Raw genomic sequence first — 23,599 nt, 5'->3', positions numbered from 1 at the left:
ATTTAATATTGGTATATACACTACTACTAAAAAATCATCATTTTTTGTGTACATCGTGCTAAACTTGGTCTTTTGTCGTAATCAAAGCCTAGTGTTATCATATGGGTTCCGTAATTAAAATCTTGTACTTTATTTAAATTGATACCAAATCCATAAGACATGTAAAGATTATTCTTTTTCAAACCTAATAAAGGTCCTAGGGAGTTGGGATTAAAAAATTGATCGTTCAAGAATGTATAACTCAATCCTGCCCATAAATAACCGTCTCGTATTCCTTTTCTTACCTTTACGTTTAAATCTGTTCTCGAACGCTTATCAAATTCTCTATATTCCACGAGCATCGAAGGCTCTACCTCAAATCTAGTGCTTAGTTTTGAAAAGACATAGGAAGAAAACACCGTGTATTTTCGCAAAATTTTTGGTTCGTTAGTATCAAAATCTCGAACGTCTTTATCTAATAAATTTCCAATATTAAAGGTTATACTAAATTTTTCAAAACGAAAAAGCATTCCTACATCGAAATTTGAATTTCCAAAAGATCTATTTGGAAGTGTTTCTCCGGAATTATTTTCAGAAGTATCCAAATTGAATTGGGTGTACGAATAACTCAATGCAAAAGACAAAAAGCTATTGTAAAAATCACTCAAGGTTAAGTGACTAGCAAAGGAAAGCTTTGCACCTTGCTGCGAGGTATATCCATTTTTATCGTTAAAGAATATAATTCCTCCTCCAAATCGTTCCGCTATCCTCGCCTCTACCGACAGCGACTGTGTATCGGGAGCATTCTCTAAACCAATCCATTGGCTCACTCCATTTAAACGCATTTGCAAACCTGCACCAATTCCTGCGTAGGTCGGCGAAATCACAAAGGGATTATCTGCCAAATGACTCACATAGGTCGGTAGTTCAACTTCTTGTGAGTAAAGTGACCCACCAAACATTAACATTGTTAAAATTACAAATATCTTTCTCATTATTCTTCTATCTATAAAGTGTAAAGTGACCCATTATTTTTCTTCTTTGCCCGGAAAGTTCGGTAAAGTATATCGTGTACCAATAATCACCGGTTGGAAGGTTTTTCCCTTCGTAAGTTCCATCCCAACCTTCTTGTAAGCCAGTATAGGAAACGATATTACGTGCATATCTATCAAATATTAACACTTCCAAATTGTGGTAATCTCTTACATTTTTCGGATACCAGTAATCATTAGTTCCGTCGCCATTTGGTGAAAATATATTTGGTACTTCAATGGTAATATAATTTCCTTGAATAATTAACTCTAACTCACAACCACGAGCATCCCTGATTCTAACCGTATAATCTCTTGTCTCGTATATGGTAATTTGATTAGAAATATCGAAGTCACCGCCATCAAAACTGTATTCGTACGGTGGTACTCCGAAGTTTCCGTTAGCAATTAGTAGATTCATTTGAGAATCGTCTAAAGTTAATTCTAGTTCTTGTACTTCAATTACCTCCTGAATTGGGATATCCACCGGACAACCTTTATTAATATGCTCCGCTTCAATAGTATACTTATCGCTTGGAGCAAGATTAGTAAATATTCCAGTATCATTTGAGGCTTGTAAAATACCATCATCGTATAAAGAATACACAACTACGTCTTTGTATTCCTCTTGTACAGATGCTGATAGTACATTTCCGTTAGGACAATTGTATTCCAATAGATTTTCTAACTGCAAATCTACTGGTTTTGTTGTAGCCACAACATCTAACTCTTTCGGAGCACAAGTATCGTTGCTTCGGATTGAAATTCCATAGAACTGATTGGCCTCAATCCCTTCGGCAGCTCCTAACGTAATTGTTCCTTCCGGATAGGTACCCGGTAAATCAATACCATTAATACTTACGATATAGGTTGCAGTTCCGGGGGTAACAGATCCACCGGAAGCTTCAATAGTAATCGTAGGACTTGGGTCTAAGATACATTCTTGTTGTACTACGGCCGATAAGTCTACAGCCACTTCGCTTGGTTCTACAATTGTTCTAGTAATCGTTTGGAAACATCCAACTTTATCTTTTACCGTTATTGTATACTCTCCTGCTGTTAGGTTTTCAAAAACATTGTAGTCTACAAACTTGTTCGATGGGAAACCAGGGCTTATGTTGTATTCATAGCCTTCATTACCACCTTCTGCGTTTACCGTAATACTGCCGTCTGCTCCACCGTTACAACTTAAATTAATTTGCGATGCAGCTACCTGAAGAAGTTCTGGTTCGGCAATACTTTGTACAGCGGTATCCTCGATACATACATCACCATTCGAATTGGTAGTGTACACGCGAATCTTATAACTACCCTCTGCTAAGTCTTCAAAAGTATTAGAGGCTTGTACCGGTCTTACGATAGCACCACTTGCATCTAATAATTCGTACTCATAGTTATTGAATCCTCCGTCAATTACATTAGCCGTTAATACACCATTGTTTTCTCCTTTACACGTAATAAAGGCTGACTCTATATCTAAATTAATGTCTATAGGATCGTAACGATCTACGGTTACCAACTCGAAAGGATCCGATACACAGCCATTCGCATCGCGAACATATAATTGGTGTTTTCCAGCGTCTACCGTAAATACATTCGAACTTACAAAGGTAATTCCGTCTGTACTGTATTCGTAAGTGCCTGCTCCTCCTGCACCAGAAACTTCCACAATTGCTTGGGTTCTATCACAAGTAATAGGAGCGACCACAGAAGCTGAAGCGATAACCTTCGTAGGATCTGTTATAGTAACGGTTACTGGTTGGCTTGCACATACAAATTCGTCATACACCACAAAACTATAACTACCCTCAGTTAAATCTGTAAATACATTACTAGCTTGATTCGCAGAAATCGTTCCATTTGGATAAGTTAATGCATAGGTATAATTTGCAGGATTTCCTTGACCTCCTTGAACGTTAGTTATGGTAATCGTAGCATTTTGTTCTCCATTACAAAGGTTTTCAACAACACTGAAATCAGCGGTTATAGGCTCAGGATTTAACAATTCGAAGGTTATGGTTTCTTCACATCCTAAAGCATCTTTTACCGTAGCCTCATACAATCCTGCATTTAAACCTGTAACACTAGAGGTACTTGCAAACGATTGTATCACAATTCCGGTAGTGGTATTCGTTACTTCATAAGTATAGCCACCCCAACCTCCTGCAGCGGTTAGTACTACTTCTCCAGAGTCTGAAGTGATACAGCTTATCAATTGTGCATCTGCAACCAAAGAAAGTGCTGCAGTAGGATCTTCTATCGTAACTGTTGGTGACGTAACTTCACAGTCTGGAGTTTCCTCCATGCGAATTACTACGTAATACTCTCCAGCCACCAAATCACTAATAGTGGTAACACCAGTCGCTCCTGAACCAGTAATTCCGGTAGTGGTTCCAGCTGCCGTATACACTTCGTAAGAATACAGGCCTGCATATGGCGATGCAGTGCTAAAGTCTACGGTAAACGAACCGGTTGCAGAACCAATACATGTAGCGTTAGATGTTTTGGTAACGTTTAAAGAGAACGTTGGTATCGCATCTACTTCATGACTAGTTTCCAAAATACAACCAGTAATAGTATGTTCTATTGCAATGGTATAAATATCCGTTACTAAATTTGTAAACTCTCCGGTAGTATTGGTAGCTGTGAACCCAGAATTCTGGCCTGAGATACTATAGGTAAGATCACCTGCTGCTACTGGTATACTCGAGCTAACATCCACTTGGATAGTTTCATTGGTATCACAATCTATCTCTTGGGTTACATTTACTACAGCACTTAATAGAACCTCAAATGGCTGAATCGTGGCAGTAGTACTTCCAACACAACCTTTATCGTCATATACTTGAATCAAATAGGTTCCTCCGTCAGTATCGGTAGAGGTAAATACAAAACTAGAATCGTCTTGCACTACAGCATTAGTACTGGTATCTGTAAACACTACTCTGTTGTAAGTTTGTGATCCTCCGGTAACTTGGGCTTCATCCACGGTGATACTTGCAAAAGTAGTATCGTTTCCTATGGTACAACCAAATTCCGATACCGTAACAAATGGCACATTAATTTCTTGTGGCTCTTCTACAGTGATATTTTCTGCGGTGGTACAACTATTCGTACCCGTAGCAGTCACTTCATATATACCAGGAGGCAAATTAGTAAATTCAAAAGAACTCGTAGTTCCGATCAAACTAGCATCCGGAGCATTCGTAATGGCATAGGTTAAAGGAGAAACACCATTATCTTCAGCATACAGTCGAATAACTCCATTATTGGCTCCGAAACAAGTACTATCCTCTACATCATAGTTAAAAATTGGAAGAATTGGATCTAATACTGAAACGGATAAAACTTCAATACACTCTGGTGTTGCTGCAACGTCGTACACTTGTACGGTATAAGTATCTGCAGTGTTTACTGTAAAGATAACAGAAGTAGCTCCTGTTGTAATTGGCGTTCTTGGGTATACCACCCCTGCACTATTACTAACCTCATAGGCATAAGAACCAGAACCAGAAGTAATACTTATTTCAATTTCCGCATCGCGTGTAACAGAACAATCTAACTTCTTAATTTCTGCAATAGTAAACTCTAAATCGGGTAATAAAGTAATCGATGCATTAGAAGCAGCACTACACCCTTTAGAATCGTTAACCATTACGGTATACTCTCCAGCACCTAAATTGGTAAATACTGCATCTGTTTGACGACGTAATTCATTACCACTCACAGTATCGTATAAAATATACACGTAATCTCCTGTTCCTCCTAAAGCACTAACTGTAATAGTTCCTCCAGAAGTTGCATCACACGATTGGTCGTCTTTGCTAAGCGTAAAAGTAATAGCAGTAGGATCGGTAATGGTGATCGTATCTCGTTGCTCGCAACCATTGGCATCGCGAACTATTACCACATAATCTCCTGCAGCAAGCCCGGTAAATACCGTACTAGTACTAAAACCTTCTAAAACAGTACCACTAGCATCTTCTAGTTGGAATTCGTAGCCACCCCAGCCATTACTTGCAGTTGCGGTTATCGATGCATCGCTGCTTCCAATACAACTAATTGCAGTGCTGGTAAGGGCTATATCTAGAGCTGTTGTAGGTCCTTCAATAGTAATTGTAGAAGAAGTAACCGGACAGAAAGGACTCTCTTCCATCGTTACTACAACATAATATTCTCCTGCTGGCAAATTACCTGCAGTAGAAAGACCACTTGCACCAGTAACTATACTTCCTACAGAACCTGTTGTATTAAATACTTCATACGAATACAAGCCTGTATATGGTGTAGTAGAACTAAACGTAAAGCTAATTTCTCCCTCAGTACCACCCAAACAGGCAACATTACTTGTTTTATTGATGTCTAATAAGAATTCTGGTGTTTCTAATACCTCATGATTCACGGCGTAGATACAACCTGTCGTTGGGTTGGTTATCGCTATGGTATAAAAACCAGGACTCAAATCAACAAAACTTCCTGTAGTATTTGTTTCCGTAAAAGAATCTCCAGTTTTTGTTATGGTAAACGACACATCTACACCAGCAGCCAAAGGATTGGTAACGCTGTAGGTAACGGTAATATTTTCACCTGCAGTACACTCTATTAATTTATCTACAGTAACCGTTGCATCTTCAAACTTAGAAAATGCTGCTATGGTAGCTGTTTCTATCGCGGAACAACCTTTGTCATCGAATACTTCAACTTGGAAAATTCCACCTTGTTCGTTTGCTGTGGTATACGTTAAACTTGGACCATCTTGAACGATTTCATCGTCTGCGGCATCGGTAGTCCCTTTTGTGTCGGTGAAAATTACACGTATATAGTTACCAGAACCTCCTGTTATTACATCGGCACCAGAATTTGGAATGGTAATAGCTGCCAATTCCGTTTCATTGGCAGTGATACAGCTAAATTCGGTAACTACCGGTGTTGGCAGTACTATTGGTTGTGGCTCTGATATAATAACTGTTTTTGTTGTTGCACAACCATTAGTTCCGGTTCCGGTTACCGCATAGGTTCCTGGGGGTAAATTTTCAAAACTATTCGCAGTAGCATTAAAATTACCAACATCAGGTGTTATACTATAGCTTAATGGTAAAATACCATTGGCATCGGCATACAATCGAATCACACCAGAATTAGAACCTGCACAAGTACTATCTTCTTTTTCGTATCGGAATATCGGAAGAATAGGTTCTGCAATTACAATGTTTTTTTCAATAGCACATTCGGGGTTAGCAGCTGTATCATAGACACGAACTTTATAAGTATCCGCAGTAGTAACCACAAACGATTCTGAAGTACCGGTAATCGCAAGTTTACCGAATAAATCGTTACCTGCACTATCCTCTACCTCGTAGGCGTACGATCCAGAACCTTGTGTTACCTTTATTTCAACGGTACCATCTGGTGTTGGTGAACAATCTATTTTTTTCGTTTCTGTAACTGTAAATACTAAATTTGGCACTAAGGTTATCGGAGTACTAGCTGCAGCGCTACAAGAATTGGTATCCGATACTTCTACCGTATAAGTTCCGGCCCCCAAATCGTCAAAAACATTGGTAGTTTGGGTACGAATAACTGTTGTTCCCTCTAAAAGAACATAGGTATAACTACCAGTTCCTCCAGTAGCAATAACTGTTATGCTGCCACCAGAAGTAGCATCACAAGCTTGGTCGTCTTTAGCTAAAGTAAAGACTATTGGGTCTGGATTATCTATGGTAATATCCTGAGAAACTGGACAACCATTTGCATCGCGAACTGTTATGGTATAGGTACCTGCAGATAAACCATTAAACACTTTAGTAGTACTATATGCTTCTATAATACCACTAGCATTTTCTAGTTGGAATTCGTAGCCACCCCAACCATTAGTTGCAGTTGCAGTTATCGATGCATCGCTACCGCCAACACAACTAACAGGAGTATTTGTTAGCGAAAGGTCTAAGGCAGCTGCAGGACCTTCTATGGTTACGGTTGGTGAGGTCACCGGACAGAACGGAGAAGCTGTCATGGTAGCTACCACGTAGTAACTTCCGGCGCCTAAACCATTTATTGTTTCTCCTCCAGTAATGTTAGTTCCAGTAATACTTGTTGCCGTATTAGTAATTGCATCATACACCACATAGTCATAGGTATCTGCATACGGAGTAGCAGTACTAAAAGTAACTGTAAAGGCACCATCGGTGGCTCCAAAACAAGATACGTTTTGGTCTTTGCTTAGCTCTAAGAAAAATTCAGGCTTGTCGAATACCTCATGGGTTGTGCTAATGATACAATTCGTTGCCGTATTTATAATAGAAACCGTATAAAAACCTGTTGGTAAACCATCAAAATCTCCCGAACTATTTGTTGTATCTACAGAAGTATCTGCATTTACAACGCGATAGGTTAATTGCGATGGATTAATATTAATTCCTGTATAGCTAACTGTTATATCCTCTTGGGTAGTACAAGTAATTGCATTATCTACAGCCACACTAATCGTCTCTAGTTTAGAGAAAGGCGGTATAGTGGTAGTTGCCGTACCTGCACATCCTTGGTTGTCGTATACAGTTATATTTACCGTTCCTCCTGCTTCGTTAGTAACCACATACTTAGGGTTGGTACTATCTTGTGTATCTGTAGCAATTACAATACCGGAACCAGTTTCTTCAAATTCAAACACATAACGGACAAAAGTTCCACTTCCTCCAGTTATTTTAGTTGGATCAACGGTAACGGTGGCAAAGTTTACATCGTTGGTATTTGTTGTACAACTAAAGTTTGAAACTGCTACTGCCGCATCAGGAACATCCAATTGCGGGTTTTCTTTTATTTCAATAGACTTGCTAAACGTACATCCATTGGTTCCTGTGCCTTCAATAGTATAATTACCTGCTACTAAATTTCCAATAGTTAACGATGTTACAGGCCCATTAAAAGCATTAGCAGGGCTATTTGTTATCGCATAAGTTAACGGATTAATATTAGTATTTATCTCTGTAATTTGAATTTCTCCTGTCGCAGAACCGAAACAAATATCATCAGCAGTAACGACCAAATCAAAGTTTGGTGAAATGGTGGGTGCGATGGTAATTTGTTGCGACAGTACACAACCAGAGGTTACATCCGTTACCGTAACTTCATAAGTTCCTTCTGCCGCAACAGTAATTACCTCTGTAGTATCGGTACCTACTATGGTTCCTGTATTCGGTGAAGGTGTAATTGCTGGAGCTGAAACAGCGTTAATTACATAAGTAAAGTCTCCCGCAGTACCAACTTGCGCCAGAATTTAAAGTAACGTTAATTTCGGCTTCTCCTGGAACACAATTTAAATTTTGACCAGTGGTTAAAGTAAAGTTAGTACCCGGATATACAATTTGGTTATTTTGTGTATCGGTACAACCATTAGCATCTTTTACTACAACATCATAGCTGTTGGCTACTAAGCCATCAAAAGTATAGGTGGTATTTGAAGTTGTATTGGTATAAGTACTTCCACCGTCTATTGAATATTGGTAAGGGGCAGTTCCACCAGATGCTACTACGGTTATTGTTTTGTTCGTATCACAAGAACTAGAGGTCACACTAGCAATAGATGGTGGTGGTAATAGGGTAAGTGTTTCTATACCTAGTACCTGTGGACATCCATTAGAATCTGTAACTGAAATTTCCACATCTACAGAAGTAACACCACCAAGATCGGTATCGTTAACGGTTACCAAGCCAGCGTTTGTGATATTAAATGCAATGGCATTTGTATTATTTCCAGTTTCATAAACTTTAGCAGAATAGGTATACCCGGGAAAACCACCAGTAACATTGTCTACACGAACGGCACCATCAACATCACAGGTAATATCGTTTACTTTTGAAATACTACCATTAATAGCTACTCCTTCTTGAATTAATGTATCGGTACTACCAAACTGACATCCTGCACCAGAACCGGTAATTAAAATATAATATTCGCCCTGGTTTAGCCCTGTAACTGTAATGTCTGCAAAATCTGCTTGCGAAATATTTTCATACCCCGTTACAGCTACACCGGTATTGGTTGCGTCTCTTTTGAATAATGTATAGGTAAACGGCGCTACTAAATCACCAGAGGTGTTGTCTATAGAAAAAGTAATTTCACCATTAGAAGAACCATTACAAGATGCTTTATCTACCGTTGCGCTAATAGGAACAGAGGGTGTAAAATCTGCATATACATCTTCATTATTCTTTTTGATACATCCTGAGGCATCTCTTACAAAAAATTCATAGGTCAATCCTGGAATTAAGTTATAAAATGTTAGTGTATTTGGGTCCGTTCCGTCTGGTGGTAACCAAGTGGTTGGTGTTCCGATAGCAAACTCATAAGGCCCTGTTCCACCAAATGCCTCAACAGTTACACTAAATCCAGAGGTACATGAAGTAGGGTTTGCCACAGGATCAACGATTAAACCTTCCACTGGATATGGTATTTCATACTGCCCATATGCGATAAGACAGCGAGTGGTTATACCATCTGATTCTACTGTTCGTAGTACTGGAAAAACAATATCTCCAGAATTAAATCCTCTAAGTTGCCCATCGGAAATGGTATTAAAATCGGCCCAACTTGCACCATTATCGATACTGTATTGTAATTGGTAAGGTGCATAATCAGCAGGATTTATATTTATAAAATCAAATCCAGTTAGGGACGTATCAATTACACAATTCTCCGGTAAAGCCTCCTTAATATCCATTACTAAAGCATTAGGATTTATTATACTAACATTAGTAGTGACAGAACACCCCAAGGCATCTGTTATTGCTATGGTATAATTTTCTGCTGGTAAATCATTAAAGACAATTGTGCTACCTACATAATCACTAATCGTACGTAAAACACCAGCAGTATCGGAAATTATTACAGTATGTGGTGCATTTCCATTGGCAATAGTGGCTCTATACTTCCTAAATCTCCATTACAGGTTGGCTGGTTGGCCGTTGCTGTGATACCGACAGGAACTGTATTTAAAATTTCTACATCCTCAATTAAATACTCACAGAAATCGGCAAGACCATTTTTATCTCGAACATACACGTCATAAACACCTGCTGCTAAACCTTCTACAGGATTATCCGAAGCAAAAGTACCAACTGCTGTATTTGCTGGTACAACGCTGTATACATAATTTCCATCACCACCAACTGCCGTAATTTCAATCTTTCCAGCAGCACAACTTTGGTTGGTAGGCACTGCCGTGGCTACTAATTCATCATAAATAGTAACTGACTGTTGTGTTCCCTCACATCCAACACCATCTGTAACATCAATGGTATAGGTACCTGGGCTTAAACTTGTAAAAGTAAAGTTATTGGCAGTTACTGGACTTGGCGTTTGCGCAGCTCCACCATTCAATTTAAATTGGTAGTTGCCATTTCCTTGGGTAACAGTGATATTAATTTCTCCATTAGAACCATTATAACAAGTGGTTGCACTAACATCAAATAGTATTGGAGTAGCTGGGGCAATCGTAATATCTTCCGTAGCGATACAACCGAAGGCATCTTTAACATACACGGTAATGGTTCCGTCGGAAAGTTCCGTGAATATTTTGCTAGCTTGGTAGGTGGTACCGTCTATACTATAGGTATACCCTGCAGTACCTCCCGTGCCATCTACCTCTATAGTAGCACCTTCTGGAGCAGTACAGGAAACTGGTTTTAAAATAGTTGCAGAAGCCTCTAATAAAGCTGGTTCTGTTAGGTTTACATCGTCTAAGTCTAAAGTACATCCTGTTGCACTAGTTCTTACCTGAATATTTGAGTAAGCACCCGGGGCTAAGCCCGAGATTTCAACCGTATCGCTAGTAGCTGTCACCCAATCTGTTCCGTTGGTAGTATATGCATAAGAAGTACCGTAATTGGAAGCGGTAATCGTGATACTACCATCATCCGCTCCATTACAAGAGCTATTGGTAGTATTTACAATACTCGCTGTAAATTCTTGGTTGTTTTCTATTCTAACGGTAATTTCTTTGGTACAAGCACTACCGTAGTCTATGCTAATTACATAGTCATCAGGAGCTAGATTTGTAAATACGTTAGAAGTTGCTGGGGTGTTCGCTATCCCATCAATTTGATAGGTATATCCGGCATTGCTAGGATCCATGGTTATCGTTCCGGTTCCATCACAAGCATAGGTTACCGCAGGTACAAATGTAGGTTCACTAGGCAATGGGGCAACAGTAATGTCTGGCAGGGCCAATGTACAACCGTTCGCATCTTTTACTGTTAGCACATAGGTTCCCGCTGTTACACCAGTTTTTACCGGATCATTAGAATATACGCCATTAATACCATAGGTATAATCTGGTGTTCCGCCAGTAGCAATGTCGAAGGTAATAACCCCTTCTCCAGTACATGTATATGGGGTCGTAAGGCTCGCGTTACTAACCAATGGATTTGGTACTGCAATACTTTCGGTTTGCGCAACACTTGAACAACCGTTAGCATCGGTTACAGTAACTGTATATGTACCAGTACCTAAAGTATCGAATAGTACATTAGTATCGGTACTTGCTGGAGTAGTTTGTGAGGCGCCACCACTGTCTACAATAGTTACTGTAAATGGTGCTTGCCCATCGGAAATGGTCACACGAATACTTCCTGTATCCCCATCACAGTTAGGTTGCGTTGCCGCGAGTGTTGCAGTAGGGTTAGGAATGGCATCAATAGTTATCGTTTCTGAAAATTCGCAGTATGGGGCATTTCCGTTATTGTCTCTTACCAGTATGGAATAGCTTCCCGCGGTAGCAATACTAATATCTGTAGCAGCACTAAACGAAGGTGCTGTTCCTGTTGGTACGACACTGTATACGTAATTTCCATCACCACCCGAGGCGGCAATACTAACATTGGTAGGATCACAGGTAATGATTCCGGCGGTGTGCGTAGCTGTTAAAACATCTTTTAAAACATGGGTTGATGGATCAGAAATACACCCTAAAGCATCTTGTACCTCTATGGTATAGGTTCCTGGAACAAGCCCTGTAAAAGTATAGTTAGTAGCATCGATAGGATCGGGAGAAATCCATGCACCACCATTAATTCTAAACAAGTAATCTTGTACTCCTTGGGTAACATTCACTGCTATTTCTCCATTGGTACCATCGTAGCAATTTTCTACTGTAGCTTGGTGCAATACCTCCTCTGGTTCTAGAACACTTATGGTAATTGGTGTACAATTTACTTTATTGATTTGAATATTTACATTATCAATAAAATTACCAACACTCAAACTACCACTTGCTGTGGAAATCGCTTTAAAAGCAATAATGGTGGCAGTTTGTCCTGCAGGTACGGTATACGTACCTGAATAACTTCCCCAAGCAGACTTTCCATCACTCATAGTTTCTTGCGTGGTAGCTGTTGCTAAAGAACCGCCTATTTGCACCTCCGCAACATCCACACCACTTCTTCCTCTATGGTCTACAGACCAACTGATAATATCTCCAGGTTGCGTACAATATTCTTGGTAAATTGCTGAAACTAAATTAGCATTCAATTCAATAAAATTATTCCCATCAGAAGCAGGCACTCCTTTAAAATTATTGTGCCATATTTCAATTTTATTATCCGTGGCATCCGAATCCCAACCAGGAACAAGATTTTCGTCTATTATTTTAAAACCAGTTCCATTATACACTGGTTCTTCAAAACTTCCATTTTCAAAAGGGTCTAAAGAGCAGCCACACTCGTTACAGTTTCTGCTGTCAATAACGTTAACAATGTAATCGGTGGTACTCGGCGGTACATCGGTAAATACATTGGAGGTTTGCCAAGTTACACCGTTGTCTATGCTGTACTGGTATGGTGGTGTTCCTCCGGAAGCGTTTATAGTTACAGTAGCATTAGAATTTGTTGCGGTACACGATGGCAACTGGGTTACCTCCGCCGTTAAGGTAATTGGCGTAGGCTCGTTAATAGTTACCGAACCAAGAGCTACCTCACAGGTATCTTCTTTAATTACGATATCATACGCATCTGCAGCTAAACCTACTATTTTGTATGGGTTGTCTATAGCGGTTTCCCAGGTTACTCCGCCGTCGGTAGAATATTCAAAATCTCCATTAGTGATGTTGTTAGCAGCAATAGTAATGGAACCATTATTCGATTCAAAACAAGAACTGTCTTCACTCGATACAATAGTTCCTCCAAATTCATTATTAGGTTGTACTTTAGTAGTTATTTCTGTGGTACATGCTTTACCATAATCTATGGTAATGGTATAGTTTACCCCTGCTACCAGATTAGAAAACAAATTAGATGCTTGCGGCCCGGTAGTAGAAGTTCCATCGGTGATGGTATAGGTATAGCTAGGATCTACTGGGGTAACCGTTAGGTTTCCGGTACCGTCACAATTGTAGCTAATTGCACTACTAAAGTTTGGTTTGCTTGGTAAAGGGTCAATAGTAATACTACCCAAATCTAACACACAACCATTATCATCTTTTACCGTTAGCGCATAAGTTCCCTCGGTTAAACCATCCTTCTCTAAAAGGTCGGAATAAACATTATCGATACCATAAGTATAAGGTGCAGTACCTCCAGTAGCTGCTACGAAAGTGATTACACCGTTACCCGAACACGTAAAATCGGTAGTTAAACTTGCACTACTTACAATACTATCGGGTGCAATTATTGTTGTGGTAACCGGTACACTTGTACATCCATTCGCATCTGTTACTGTTACTTCGTAAGTATTTGGTAGTAAATTTTCAAATAGTACTGTGGCTGCAGTACTTGGTCCTGCTGTATTTGAGAAGGAGCCATCGGTAGCCGAAATTTGTACCTCATAAGGGTTTGTCCCATCGGATAACGCCACGCTAATGGCACCCTCACCCGAATTACAATTTGGCTGTATTGCTGTTAATACCGCAACTGGATTAGGAATTGCTGTTACAGAAACCGTTTCTGTATATTCACAATAAGGTGAATTTCCGCCGTTATCTCTAACTAAAAGATCGTAATTTCCAGCAGTAGGAATATTGAAAGTCGTAACTGTATCAAAAGAAGACGCTTGTCCAACTGGCACAAAACTATACACAAAATTACCGTCACCACCGGCAGCAGTTATTTCTACAACGCCATCGTTACAAGTTACCGGAACTATCGTGTAGGTTGCAGTGACCGGAGCGGCAATGGTGTGTTCGCTCCATTCTGAAAGACAACCCAAGGCATCTTTAACACGAACTCTATACGTTCCGGGAATTAAACCAGTAAAGGTGTAATTAGTTGCAGATACCGGATCTGGAGTTTGCCAAGTTTGCCCTTCTATTAAAAACTGGAAGTTCCCTTCACCTTGTGTAGCCTCTACAGCTATCTCTCCATTGGTTCCGTCGTAACATCCTTCCACAGTAGCCGTATGGATAACCGACTCTGGTTCATTTATTTTTAAAGTTGTTGTGGTAGAAGATACACATTCGAATTGTACCGGTAAACAAGCTCCCGGACATGAGGCTCCATCGTTAAAATTAGAAGGAGTACCTTGGTATATTTTAACGGCAACAGGGTTTGCTGTTTTAAAGTCATCGATGCGGAAAACCTCACCAGTATTATTACTAAACCCATACAAATCACCGTCTTGGGTAGTAAATACACTACCAAAACCTTTATTCGCGCTTCCACTTAAATCGGCAATGGTTTTTTCTGTTCCTTGTATAGGATTAGTGGTTAAATCAAAGGTATATAGTTTATTTGCTCTAATAGAATACCCTATGTTATTGATAATTACCATATCTGCAAGTTTTGCATTTGGCCCAGTAAAGGATATTTTATTGTAGGCTCTGGTAGTTACGTCGACTTTATAAAAATCGCCATTTCCTTTACGTAACCATAAATTTGCATCATCATCAAAGGAGCAAATATTAGGATCAAAATTTAAATCAGCCCCGCCATTAGTAACCGGTCCTAAAATTTCTACGAGACCATTTGGGTCTTGCGGATCCATACGGTATAAATATCCAGTACTAATTTGTACCCCATAGATATAGTAATTGGTTGGATGAACCGCAATAGTATTGGTTTCAAAAGGAGCACCAGAGGCAGTAACAGGATTGTATATAAATTCGTTATTTCCTGTCACCGGATCAATAACGCGTAAAACTTTTTCTATGATTTGGTAAAATCCGGGGGTACAAGCAGGCCCTGGTCCTACTGCTCCACCTCCATCAGAATCGCAATCACACTCACTACAATCTCGGCTGTCTTGCACGTAAAATGTATATTCGTCATCGCTTGGTGCGACATCGGTAAAAATATTAGAGGATTGCCAATTTTCACCATCCATACTGTACTGATAAGGAGGTATTCCTCCGGTAGCTTGCACTTCTACGGTTGCCCCAGAATTAGTAGCTGCACACGAAGCAGGTGAAATTTCTGTGGCAGTTATGGTTAATTCGTCTGGTTCTTTAATATTTACATCGCCAAGACTTAAAACACAGGTTTCAATAGCATTTTTATCTCTTACGAATACGCTATAGGTACCGAAGTCTAAATCGGTTATGGTATAAGGGCTTTCTGTTACAGTAATCCATGTGTTTTGGTTATCGATGGAATACTCGTAATCACCATCGTTAAAATTAAATACCTCAATAGTAATAGTTCCATTACCTCGCGTATTACAGTAATTATCCGTTTCTCCTAAAATAGTACCGTTAAAAATTTGATTCGATAAGACAGTAACGGTAATATCTGTAGTACATCCGCTTCCATAGGCTACAGTAATTACGTGGTTTCCTGTACTTAAACCAGTAAAGACATTGGAAGAATCAAAAGCACCATTATCAATACTATAGATAAGCCAGCTGGGCTAACCGTTACATTTCCTGTACCATCACAATTATAGGTTATCGGAGCATCTAAAGTTGGTTGGTTTGGCAGTGGATCTATAATTATTTCGTCTATGATAATCTCACAACCGTTGGCATCTTTTACCGATAATTGGTAAGTACCGTCTTGTAAATTATCTTTAACCAAACTAGAAGAATACGTTCCATTAATACCGTAGGTAAAAGGAGCAGTTCCGCCAGTAGCTTGGGTAAAGGTAATTGTGGCATTTTGCGCACAAGTATACTCTTGGGTTATGGCAGCAGTGGCAGCTATATCGGTTTTATCTTTAATTTTAAAAGTTTCTTGATAGAAACATTGGTACGAATCTTTAGAGGCGCGAATGTCAATTGTATAATCCCCTACCGCTAAATTGGTAAACGTACCTGAGGTAAAATAATCTACTCCACCGTTTATACTATATTCAACTAAATAGCCCGGATTTGAACTTGCTTTAACCGAGACTGTAATTTGTCCGTTTTCATCACCAGTACATAAAATATTTTGTCTACTTCTTCTAAATTCAAGAGGTGGCTCAACAACAATCTCAACAGGATTCGAGAATGCAGAACAATTATTACTATCGAGTACTATGAATACATAGGTACCTTCCTCTGCATTCGCAATATCGAAAGTATTCGAAGTTTGAAAATCTGCAGCAGGAATAGCATCCACTGAGGCATACCTATCGATTCCATTATACGACCAAATCGCATACGAATAATTAGCATTGGCTACTAAAGTTCCTCCAGTTGCATTTAAAGTAATTATACCGTTCGATGTGCCATCGGTACAAGTAATATCTTTAGTTTTGGTAGCAGATAAAACCAAATCGTCCACTTGGTTAACGATCACTGTTTCTGTGATCGAACAGGCATCGGTATCTACTTGAACAGAATATTCACCACCAGTACTAACGTCGAAAGTAAAATCGTTAACATCGGTTGGACCTTCAGTGGCAATGGTTGCGCCATCCTTAATTAAGGTATAGGTATATAAGCCTGGTACGTTAGTTACTTGTGCGCGAACCTCTCCAATATCCCCAGGACAATTAATATCTGTGGGTAATAAATCTAATGCGATATCTCTTCTTTGTATGTTTATAGGATCGAATGTAAATTCACAAGAAGCGGCAGTAGCGTCGTTTAGTCGGATACTTAAATTGTAATCTCCTGGCTCGGTAACTACAAACGTATTGGCATCTTGGTATCCTTCTTCATAACCATTTGGTCCTACCACTTTAAACTGGTAATTATTTGGTATCCCATTAATTACGATTTCTCCATTCGCCCCACAAAGTATGTCTGTTACTGTAATATCAGGGTTTAAGGTAGAAGAAAATACATTAAAGTAATAGGTCTTAGGACATCTACCATCGTATAAAACCTCCAATCGGTATTCGCCTTCTTCAGAAATATCTTGTGTAAAATTAGTTCCTATGGTATCCCAAGTACAAGCGGTATTAAAATTACCACAAACAGTACTTGCGGTATCTGGGCAAGAAGTTTCATCTAACTTTTGCCAAGTTACCGTGGTTCCTGTAGCGGCATCAAAAGGTAAGTTAATCGTTCTTGAACTTCCAGTACCACATAAATAAATTTCTGCCAAATCAGAACCATCATCCGGACATGTTAGCATAATATCTGCAAAGGGAAGTAAGGGGTTTGGCTCGTTATTAAAAGTGATAACATTCACTGTTTCTGATCCATCGATACATCCAACAGGTGCAACTTTATTTACAGTATAGGTTCCAGCTTGAGTTACTGTTACTGTTTGTTCGTTTCCAATAACGTTTCCACTGCTATCCGTCCATTCATAGGTAGCAAAACCACTTCCTGCCGTTAACACAATTTCCGTACCACAGAGTACTACATCACGCTCAAAAGAACAACCGCTTGTATCTGCAAGGAAATTTGAGGTACCTACAATACCAAAATTACAAGCATCAATTCCTGCAAAACTAGGTGCATTTTCAACTCTAGGCAAGCCACCTTTGTCACTATCGTAATTCGCAAAGGCCTGATTTTGGATAACGTTCGAACAGACGTCACGCAAATCGTTGCATGTCGCAACTACTTTTACTTTAAAACGTATATCGTATTTAGCACCATTTTCCTGCACCAAATTATCTGGAATATCAATGGTTAATTTACCGCGAAAACCATTGGCTAAAACAGGTTGTTCATACGTATAATCGGAGGCAGATATACCAGACGGAAAAGTTATGTCCGTTTCAATTAAATCGACATTTTTTGGTAATATGTCAATTAGTTCAGTATTTAAAGCATTATCTGTTCCTACATTTTGAAAGCTAATATTATAATACAATTCTCCTCCAAGTGCCACAGCTTGACCAGAAATATCATTCCCTGCGGCATCCTCTATAGTTTTCACTAATTGAATATTTGGTTCAATTACTTCTACCGCCATACCAAGAAGAAATGGATAATAAGAATCTCCGTCGGTTGTAAAATTCAACGTTGTTTCGGTATCATTATTCCCTAAAATACTATTACCTGTATTATTTAAGTCGAACAAATCAAGATCAAAACCTAAAGTATTTATACTATTTGGGGTTCTGGTATTTACAAAATTATTATCGCGGGTAATGGAACTATTAAAAAAATTATTTGAGGTATTGTTATCTCCAGAAGTTATATCAACAAAATTATCATTTACATCTTTAATTCGAAAAGCATCCCCTACAATTTGACGATCACCCTCTAAGGCCGCAACCAATAACTTTGCTCGAACAGGCCCTGTAGGAACGGTTTGGAAACCAGAAACATTTACATCTACAGAACTACCATCTGCTTTTCTAATGGTAGAAAATCCGTCATAGATATAAAACTTCTTGCTAGAGGATGTCTCATTTTCATAAATTATTACTAAAGCCCATCCCGCAGAGGAACCCAATCTACCATCAAAAGTATCTTGTCCTAAAGTTGCTTTTATATTCGCGCCATAGTAATCTCCCTCAGGGTTACTTAATCCCGAAACTAAATCGGTTACATCTTTATAACAAACATAAGGCCTCTCATCAGGATCTCCATCTCTATAAATGACATCCCCTGCATTAACATCAGAATTATCGGCAACGATGTCTATATAATTTCCTCCAGGCACCTTAAACTTCATACGGTTCCAGTCAGGATCTGTAGTATCAACACCTGCAGCTTCATCTGCCCAATTTTCAAAGGGATAAATACCAGTCCAATACAAACCGGCGTATACTATTTTTGAACAACTGGGTAAAGTAAGTGTAGACATCGAGGACGAAAAAGTTGATGCATCGGAATCTACGTCAATATACCCCAAGGTAAAGTTACTATTTGCTTCATTTCCATCATACGGATCGTTAAAATCTGCTCTATTCAAAATATTGTTTCCTACAAAGGTCATTTCACCTCTTGTAACAGTATTAAATCTATTTTGAAAAGGTACGTCTGCTCTCTTGACTGCAGCAGATAAAGGTCTTGTACTTTCAGATACAATTTTCTGTTCCTGTGCATGAATGATAACAACAGAAAAAATGACAATTAGGGTTAGTAAGAGTTTTTTCATGGGGAAAGGGGAATTAATATTTTCTAGTGCTCTGTATCTTTTTTATTTAACGTTTACAATGGATTTACGATCGTAATACGATCCATTCAAGTTACTATTATATGCTGCAAGAGCCTCTTCTCTATTCTTCGTTTTGAATATGTATACATGTCGTAAACCAGTTCCGGGGTTTATAAAATAATTGGCATCAATATCGTCATTTCGCAATTCGTCTACAAAACGATCGGCATTGGCTTTACTACCAAAAGCTCCGATTTGCAAGTAATATCCAGCTTCAATTTCACCATTGGTATTTAGGTTGGCAATTCTCGCAGGGGGTTGTGGTTTGGGTTCTTCATACGAATCTCCATCTCCACCAAGTGTAATTTTAACCACATATACCGCTTCTTTGATGGTTTTTTTATCGGTTAAGCCTAATGGATCATCGTCATCGCCTTCAAACATTTTCTTTTCCTTAAACTCTTCTTTCATCTCCTCAGCATCTTCCTCTTTTACGAATCTATCAAAATACAGGTAGTAGAGTTCTGTCGTAGGATCATAGATATACTTGGCTTCGATTTCCTCACGATCGTACTTCCATTGTTTTTCAGCAATAAACGACTCTACATTTTCTTTGCTCTTGAATTGGTCTTCTACCACATAATACATGGTTCCGCCACCACCAGAGCGTCTAATGGTTGGATTTCTCCATGGTGTAGCGGCTCTTCTTCGTAAACTGGTATCTTTTTCCTCAGCTCCATCAGCAGGAAGTATCGGCACTACACCAACGTTAGTATTGGTAGTGCTTTTTGGAGCAGGTCTATTTTTAAGTATGCGTAATATCTCGTCTACCTTATCGTTTAAAATTCCTATAGAATCATAAGCTTCTTGAATTTCAATAGATAAATTGTTGTGATCCGGATTTTTATACTCTTTGTTTGTTTTGCGTTCAGGAAGTGTCACACTTACATTACCAACACGTCGCGTAGGACGTTTTCTTGTAAAGGATTTCATCCCGAAATTATAGATGATTCCAACCTCGTTAGTAGATGCAAAATCATTTTTCTCATAGGTAAAACCAATAGACAAACGATCTGACAAATTCACCCCGACTCCTGCAGACATACCGTACTCCTTATCGTAGCCTGCCTTTAACCAACCTGCTTTGGGAAGATCGATTATGGCATTCCCTCCAAAACCAAAACTTCCGCTTCCTGGTTTTCTAGCCAAAGCAAGAATACGCAAATCAGCACCTTCGAAAATACCATTAGCATAGGTAAACTCATACGAATACATAGCATGCCCTGAAAAAGTTTTTTCTGAAAAAGAGGTTAGTAATTCGTTTTCCTTTAGATTAAAATCTAATAGGTTTTCAAAAAATACACCAAAATCAAAATTTCCGTAGGATACCGTTAATGCCGGCTGAAAGTTTACCACAGGAATGTCTTGAAAATTACTAATCGCAGGATCTGGAACTACAGAATTCACTTTTAATCCGTCTGCGCTCCTTCTACTATATACCACATTAAAACCAAAAGTCAGATCAAAATCTTGGTTTAATGCTATTCTTTGTGCATAATTTGCTACAGCACCAAAGTCTTTAAACACGCCAACTTCTTGCTGGTATATCGCTAATCCGGCACCTACGTTTTCACGCATTTTCCCCGAATAACTGAATAAATATAGCCTTGGTGCATCTTCAAACTCTACAAAACTATTCCTTACAATCGCACTCATAGAACTACTGTTCTCTCGCAGCGCAGAAAAGGTAGGAACAGTAAGGAACCTATTAAATTTCATAAAGTTTCGAGATGTGAAACTATTATAAACATCTGCATTGCTCGATACTTGCCCCTGAGCAACGACAGAAATAAATAATAAAATATATACAACTCTTTTTTTAATCATAGTTTATCAATCTAGCACAGAAATACTTCCTGCTTTTATTAGCATGTCATCCCGTATAATTTTATAGTAAAAAACTTGTTGGTTCCTTAAATCTTTATTGGGCCAATCGTTTTTATATTCGTTAGTTCGCAGAACCTCTACCCCATTAGCATCGTATATGGCAATGGTTACCGATGGTTGAAAAGCATATTTATTCGATAAAGTCCAAGTGTCATTGATGCCATCTTGTAAGTATGGAGATACGATGTTTGGTACGATTATTTGATCGTCTTGTTCTACTGCCTCTATTGTTTTAATAACTTCACAATCATCTACAGTAGCTATTAATGTATACGTACCTACTGTATTAATGTCTAAGGTTTCATTGGTAGAAAGTAAGCTTCCTGAACTGTCTTCATACCATTCATAGGTATTCGCTCCACTGGCTGTTACAGTAACATTTTGTCCTGGCAGAACTACCACCACTTCAGAGGGAGTGACTTCTACTGCAGAATCGTCGAAAGGTACTACAGTAATACTTTCTAGATCGGTTACACAGCCAAACCCTGAAATTTGCAAAAAATAAACGCCCTCTTCTATTACTTCTAGGGTCTCTGGCGTATCTGTTTCGATTTCCTCTCCGTCTTTAAACCAGGTATACGTAAAATCTGCAACTACCTCTTCTATAGTATAAACAATAGTTCCATCCGTACATAAAGCATTGGAAGTAGAACTTGAGAGTATCTCCGGACTTTCAATAGTGACTTGAATATCGATTGCATCAGAAACACCTGAAAAAGTACCAGAACTAACTTCCAAAGTATAGCTATCATTCTCTTGGTAGGAAGCAATAGCAAACTCCATTTGGGTGGCTCCATTAATAATGTTTCCGCCCTTGTACCATTGGTATTGCACGTAATCGTTTACTTGTGTATCGGATAATTCATAGGTGTTACCATCCGTTCCAGTAGCGGTAATGCCTACCATTAACAACCTTGTTTGATCGATACCACAAGCAACATAATCGGAAGCAGTTCGAATGCTAGGGCTTAAAGACTGCAGGTCTACGAGCTCAAAAACATCGGAATCTTGGGTAAAAGGACAAGACGTACCTGTTTCGGTAACTCTAGCTTTATAAATTCCGGGACCATTAGGGGTCATAGACAAGCCCGAAACTCCCTGCAATACCACGTCATTTTTCAACCAAATGATATCGGTAGAAACTGAAGATGGTGCAATTGAAATCTCTAGCTTTTTGTTTTCTCCAGGAAGCAATAAAAAGGTTCCAAAATCTCCGGTAATCTCTTCAATTGCAGAATCTGTTTTTTGTTTTAATTCTACATCCTGTGACTTTGCTTCACACCCATCTTTTTCAAGTATAAGGTAATAGATACCGAACTGCCCGGTATTTGGTGTAGTATAGGTTGAGGAATTCGACGAAGCGACTAATTGATCATCCAAATACCAATTATAGGTGTACGAGGTATCCGAAATAGAAGCTTCAAAAGTATAGGTCTCATCGGAGCAGATTTCCACCTCATTTCCTCCTTGTATTGCAGCGTCTGTAGTACTTACGACGTATACGTCAATTAATCTGGAGTCTACATACCCACATTCGAAATAATTAATTTTTCCTTGGTATTTTCCTTGCTCGCTAACCTCAATAAACGGTTCTGTTGTCGTAGCAAAAAAATCTCCATCTTTAAACCAATCAAAAGAAGCGGTTTCATCGGTATTCAAAGTAAGCCTCACCGAACCTGAACCACATATTGTTTCACTAGCCTTGTTATCATTAATCCACAAGGTTTCTGAAAACAAAAGATATGCTGCAAAAGCATCTGATGCTGGGCTGAACATTTCCTGCGAAGAGGTTCTCGGTTTGTCTGCCTTTATTCTAATTTTATAGCCGCTTCCGTTTGTATTATCGGGCAATTGAAATGCGACTAAAATTTCAGAAAATGTAGCATTTTTATTTGCCACCGTGGCTAGATTGACAGGATTTGCGAAACTTCCACTAGCATCTGATAATTCTAAAGTGAAGATGTTATCGTCTTGAAAAGTACTGGTATTGTATCTAAATCCTATTTGAAAATCACGATTACCGTTAGAACTACAAGCATCGCTAAACTTTAACTCGGGCTTCAAGAGAACCTGAGCAACCAAAGATGTGGTCGAGAAGATTAGAGTATAGGCTATAATGCATAGTCTAATACTTCTAGTTAGCATACTATTCATTTAAGGGGCATTTAGGGGTGGTCAAATTTAACGATTGTTTTTAAAAAAACATAATTTAATGTTAAAATTGACTGGCT

7 protein-coding genes are annotated in these 23,599 nt (G+C 38.9%); all 7 read right to left on the bottom strand.

From position 1 onward, the window contains the following. Positions 1–26: 26 nt before the first annotated feature. Entirely contained in the window at positions 27–974 is a 948-nt protein-coding gene (locus BSU00_RS02335) for a type IX secretion system membrane protein PorP/SprF (protein ID WP_105002959.1), read from the bottom strand. Between the two features lie 7 nt (positions 975–981). Next, a complete protein-coding gene (locus BSU00_RS02330; RefSeq protein WP_105002958.1) occupies positions 982–8,052 on the bottom strand; it encodes a T9SS type B sorting domain-containing protein in 7,071 nt (2,356 codons plus the stop codon). 184 nt (positions 8,053–8,236) lie between these two features. Beyond that, complete coding sequence (locus tag BSU00_RS02325) at positions 8,237–9,727, bottom strand: SprB repeat-containing protein (RefSeq protein ID WP_105002957.1); 1,491 nt, start codon at positions 9,725–9,727, stop codon at positions 8,237–8,239. Between the two features lie 164 nt (positions 9,728–9,891). Continuing rightward, positions 9,892–15,405 (bottom strand): SprB repeat-containing protein, encoded by a 5,514-nt coding sequence (locus BSU00_RS02320; protein ID WP_255402290.1) that lies wholly within the window; start codon positions 15,403–15,405, stop codon positions 9,892–9,894. A 368-nt stretch (positions 15,406–15,773) separates the two neighbouring features. Further along, positions 15,774–19,421, bottom strand: coding sequence for a DUF11 domain-containing protein (locus BSU00_RS02315; protein ID WP_105002955.1), 3,648 nt, complete (start codon positions 19,419–19,421; stop codon positions 15,774–15,776). 42 nt (positions 19,422–19,463) lie between these two features. Further along, positions 19,464–21,308 carry a PorP/SprF family type IX secretion system membrane protein gene (locus BSU00_RS02310; RefSeq protein ID WP_105002954.1) on the bottom strand — a complete coding sequence of 615 codons (1,845 nt, stop codon included), beginning with the start codon at positions 21,306–21,308 and terminating at the stop codon, positions 19,464–19,466. A 6-nt stretch (positions 21,309–21,314) separates the two neighbouring features. After that, positions 21,315–23,522: a gliding motility-associated C-terminal domain-containing protein gene (locus BSU00_RS02305; RefSeq protein ID WP_105002953.1), complete on the bottom strand. Its 2,208-nt coding sequence runs from the start codon at positions 23,520–23,522 to the stop codon at positions 21,315–21,317. Positions 23,523–23,599: the final 77 nt, after the last annotated feature.

Origin of the sequence: Tenacibaculum sp. SG-28 (assembly GCF_002954385.1) — a bacterium.
In the GTDB taxonomy this organism is placed as follows: Bacteria; Bacteroidota; Bacteroidia; order Flavobacteriales; family Flavobacteriaceae; genus Polaribacter.
The sequence above is the reverse complement of the archived record's forward strand: the minus strand, read 5'-3'. Positions and strand labels throughout refer to the sequence as shown.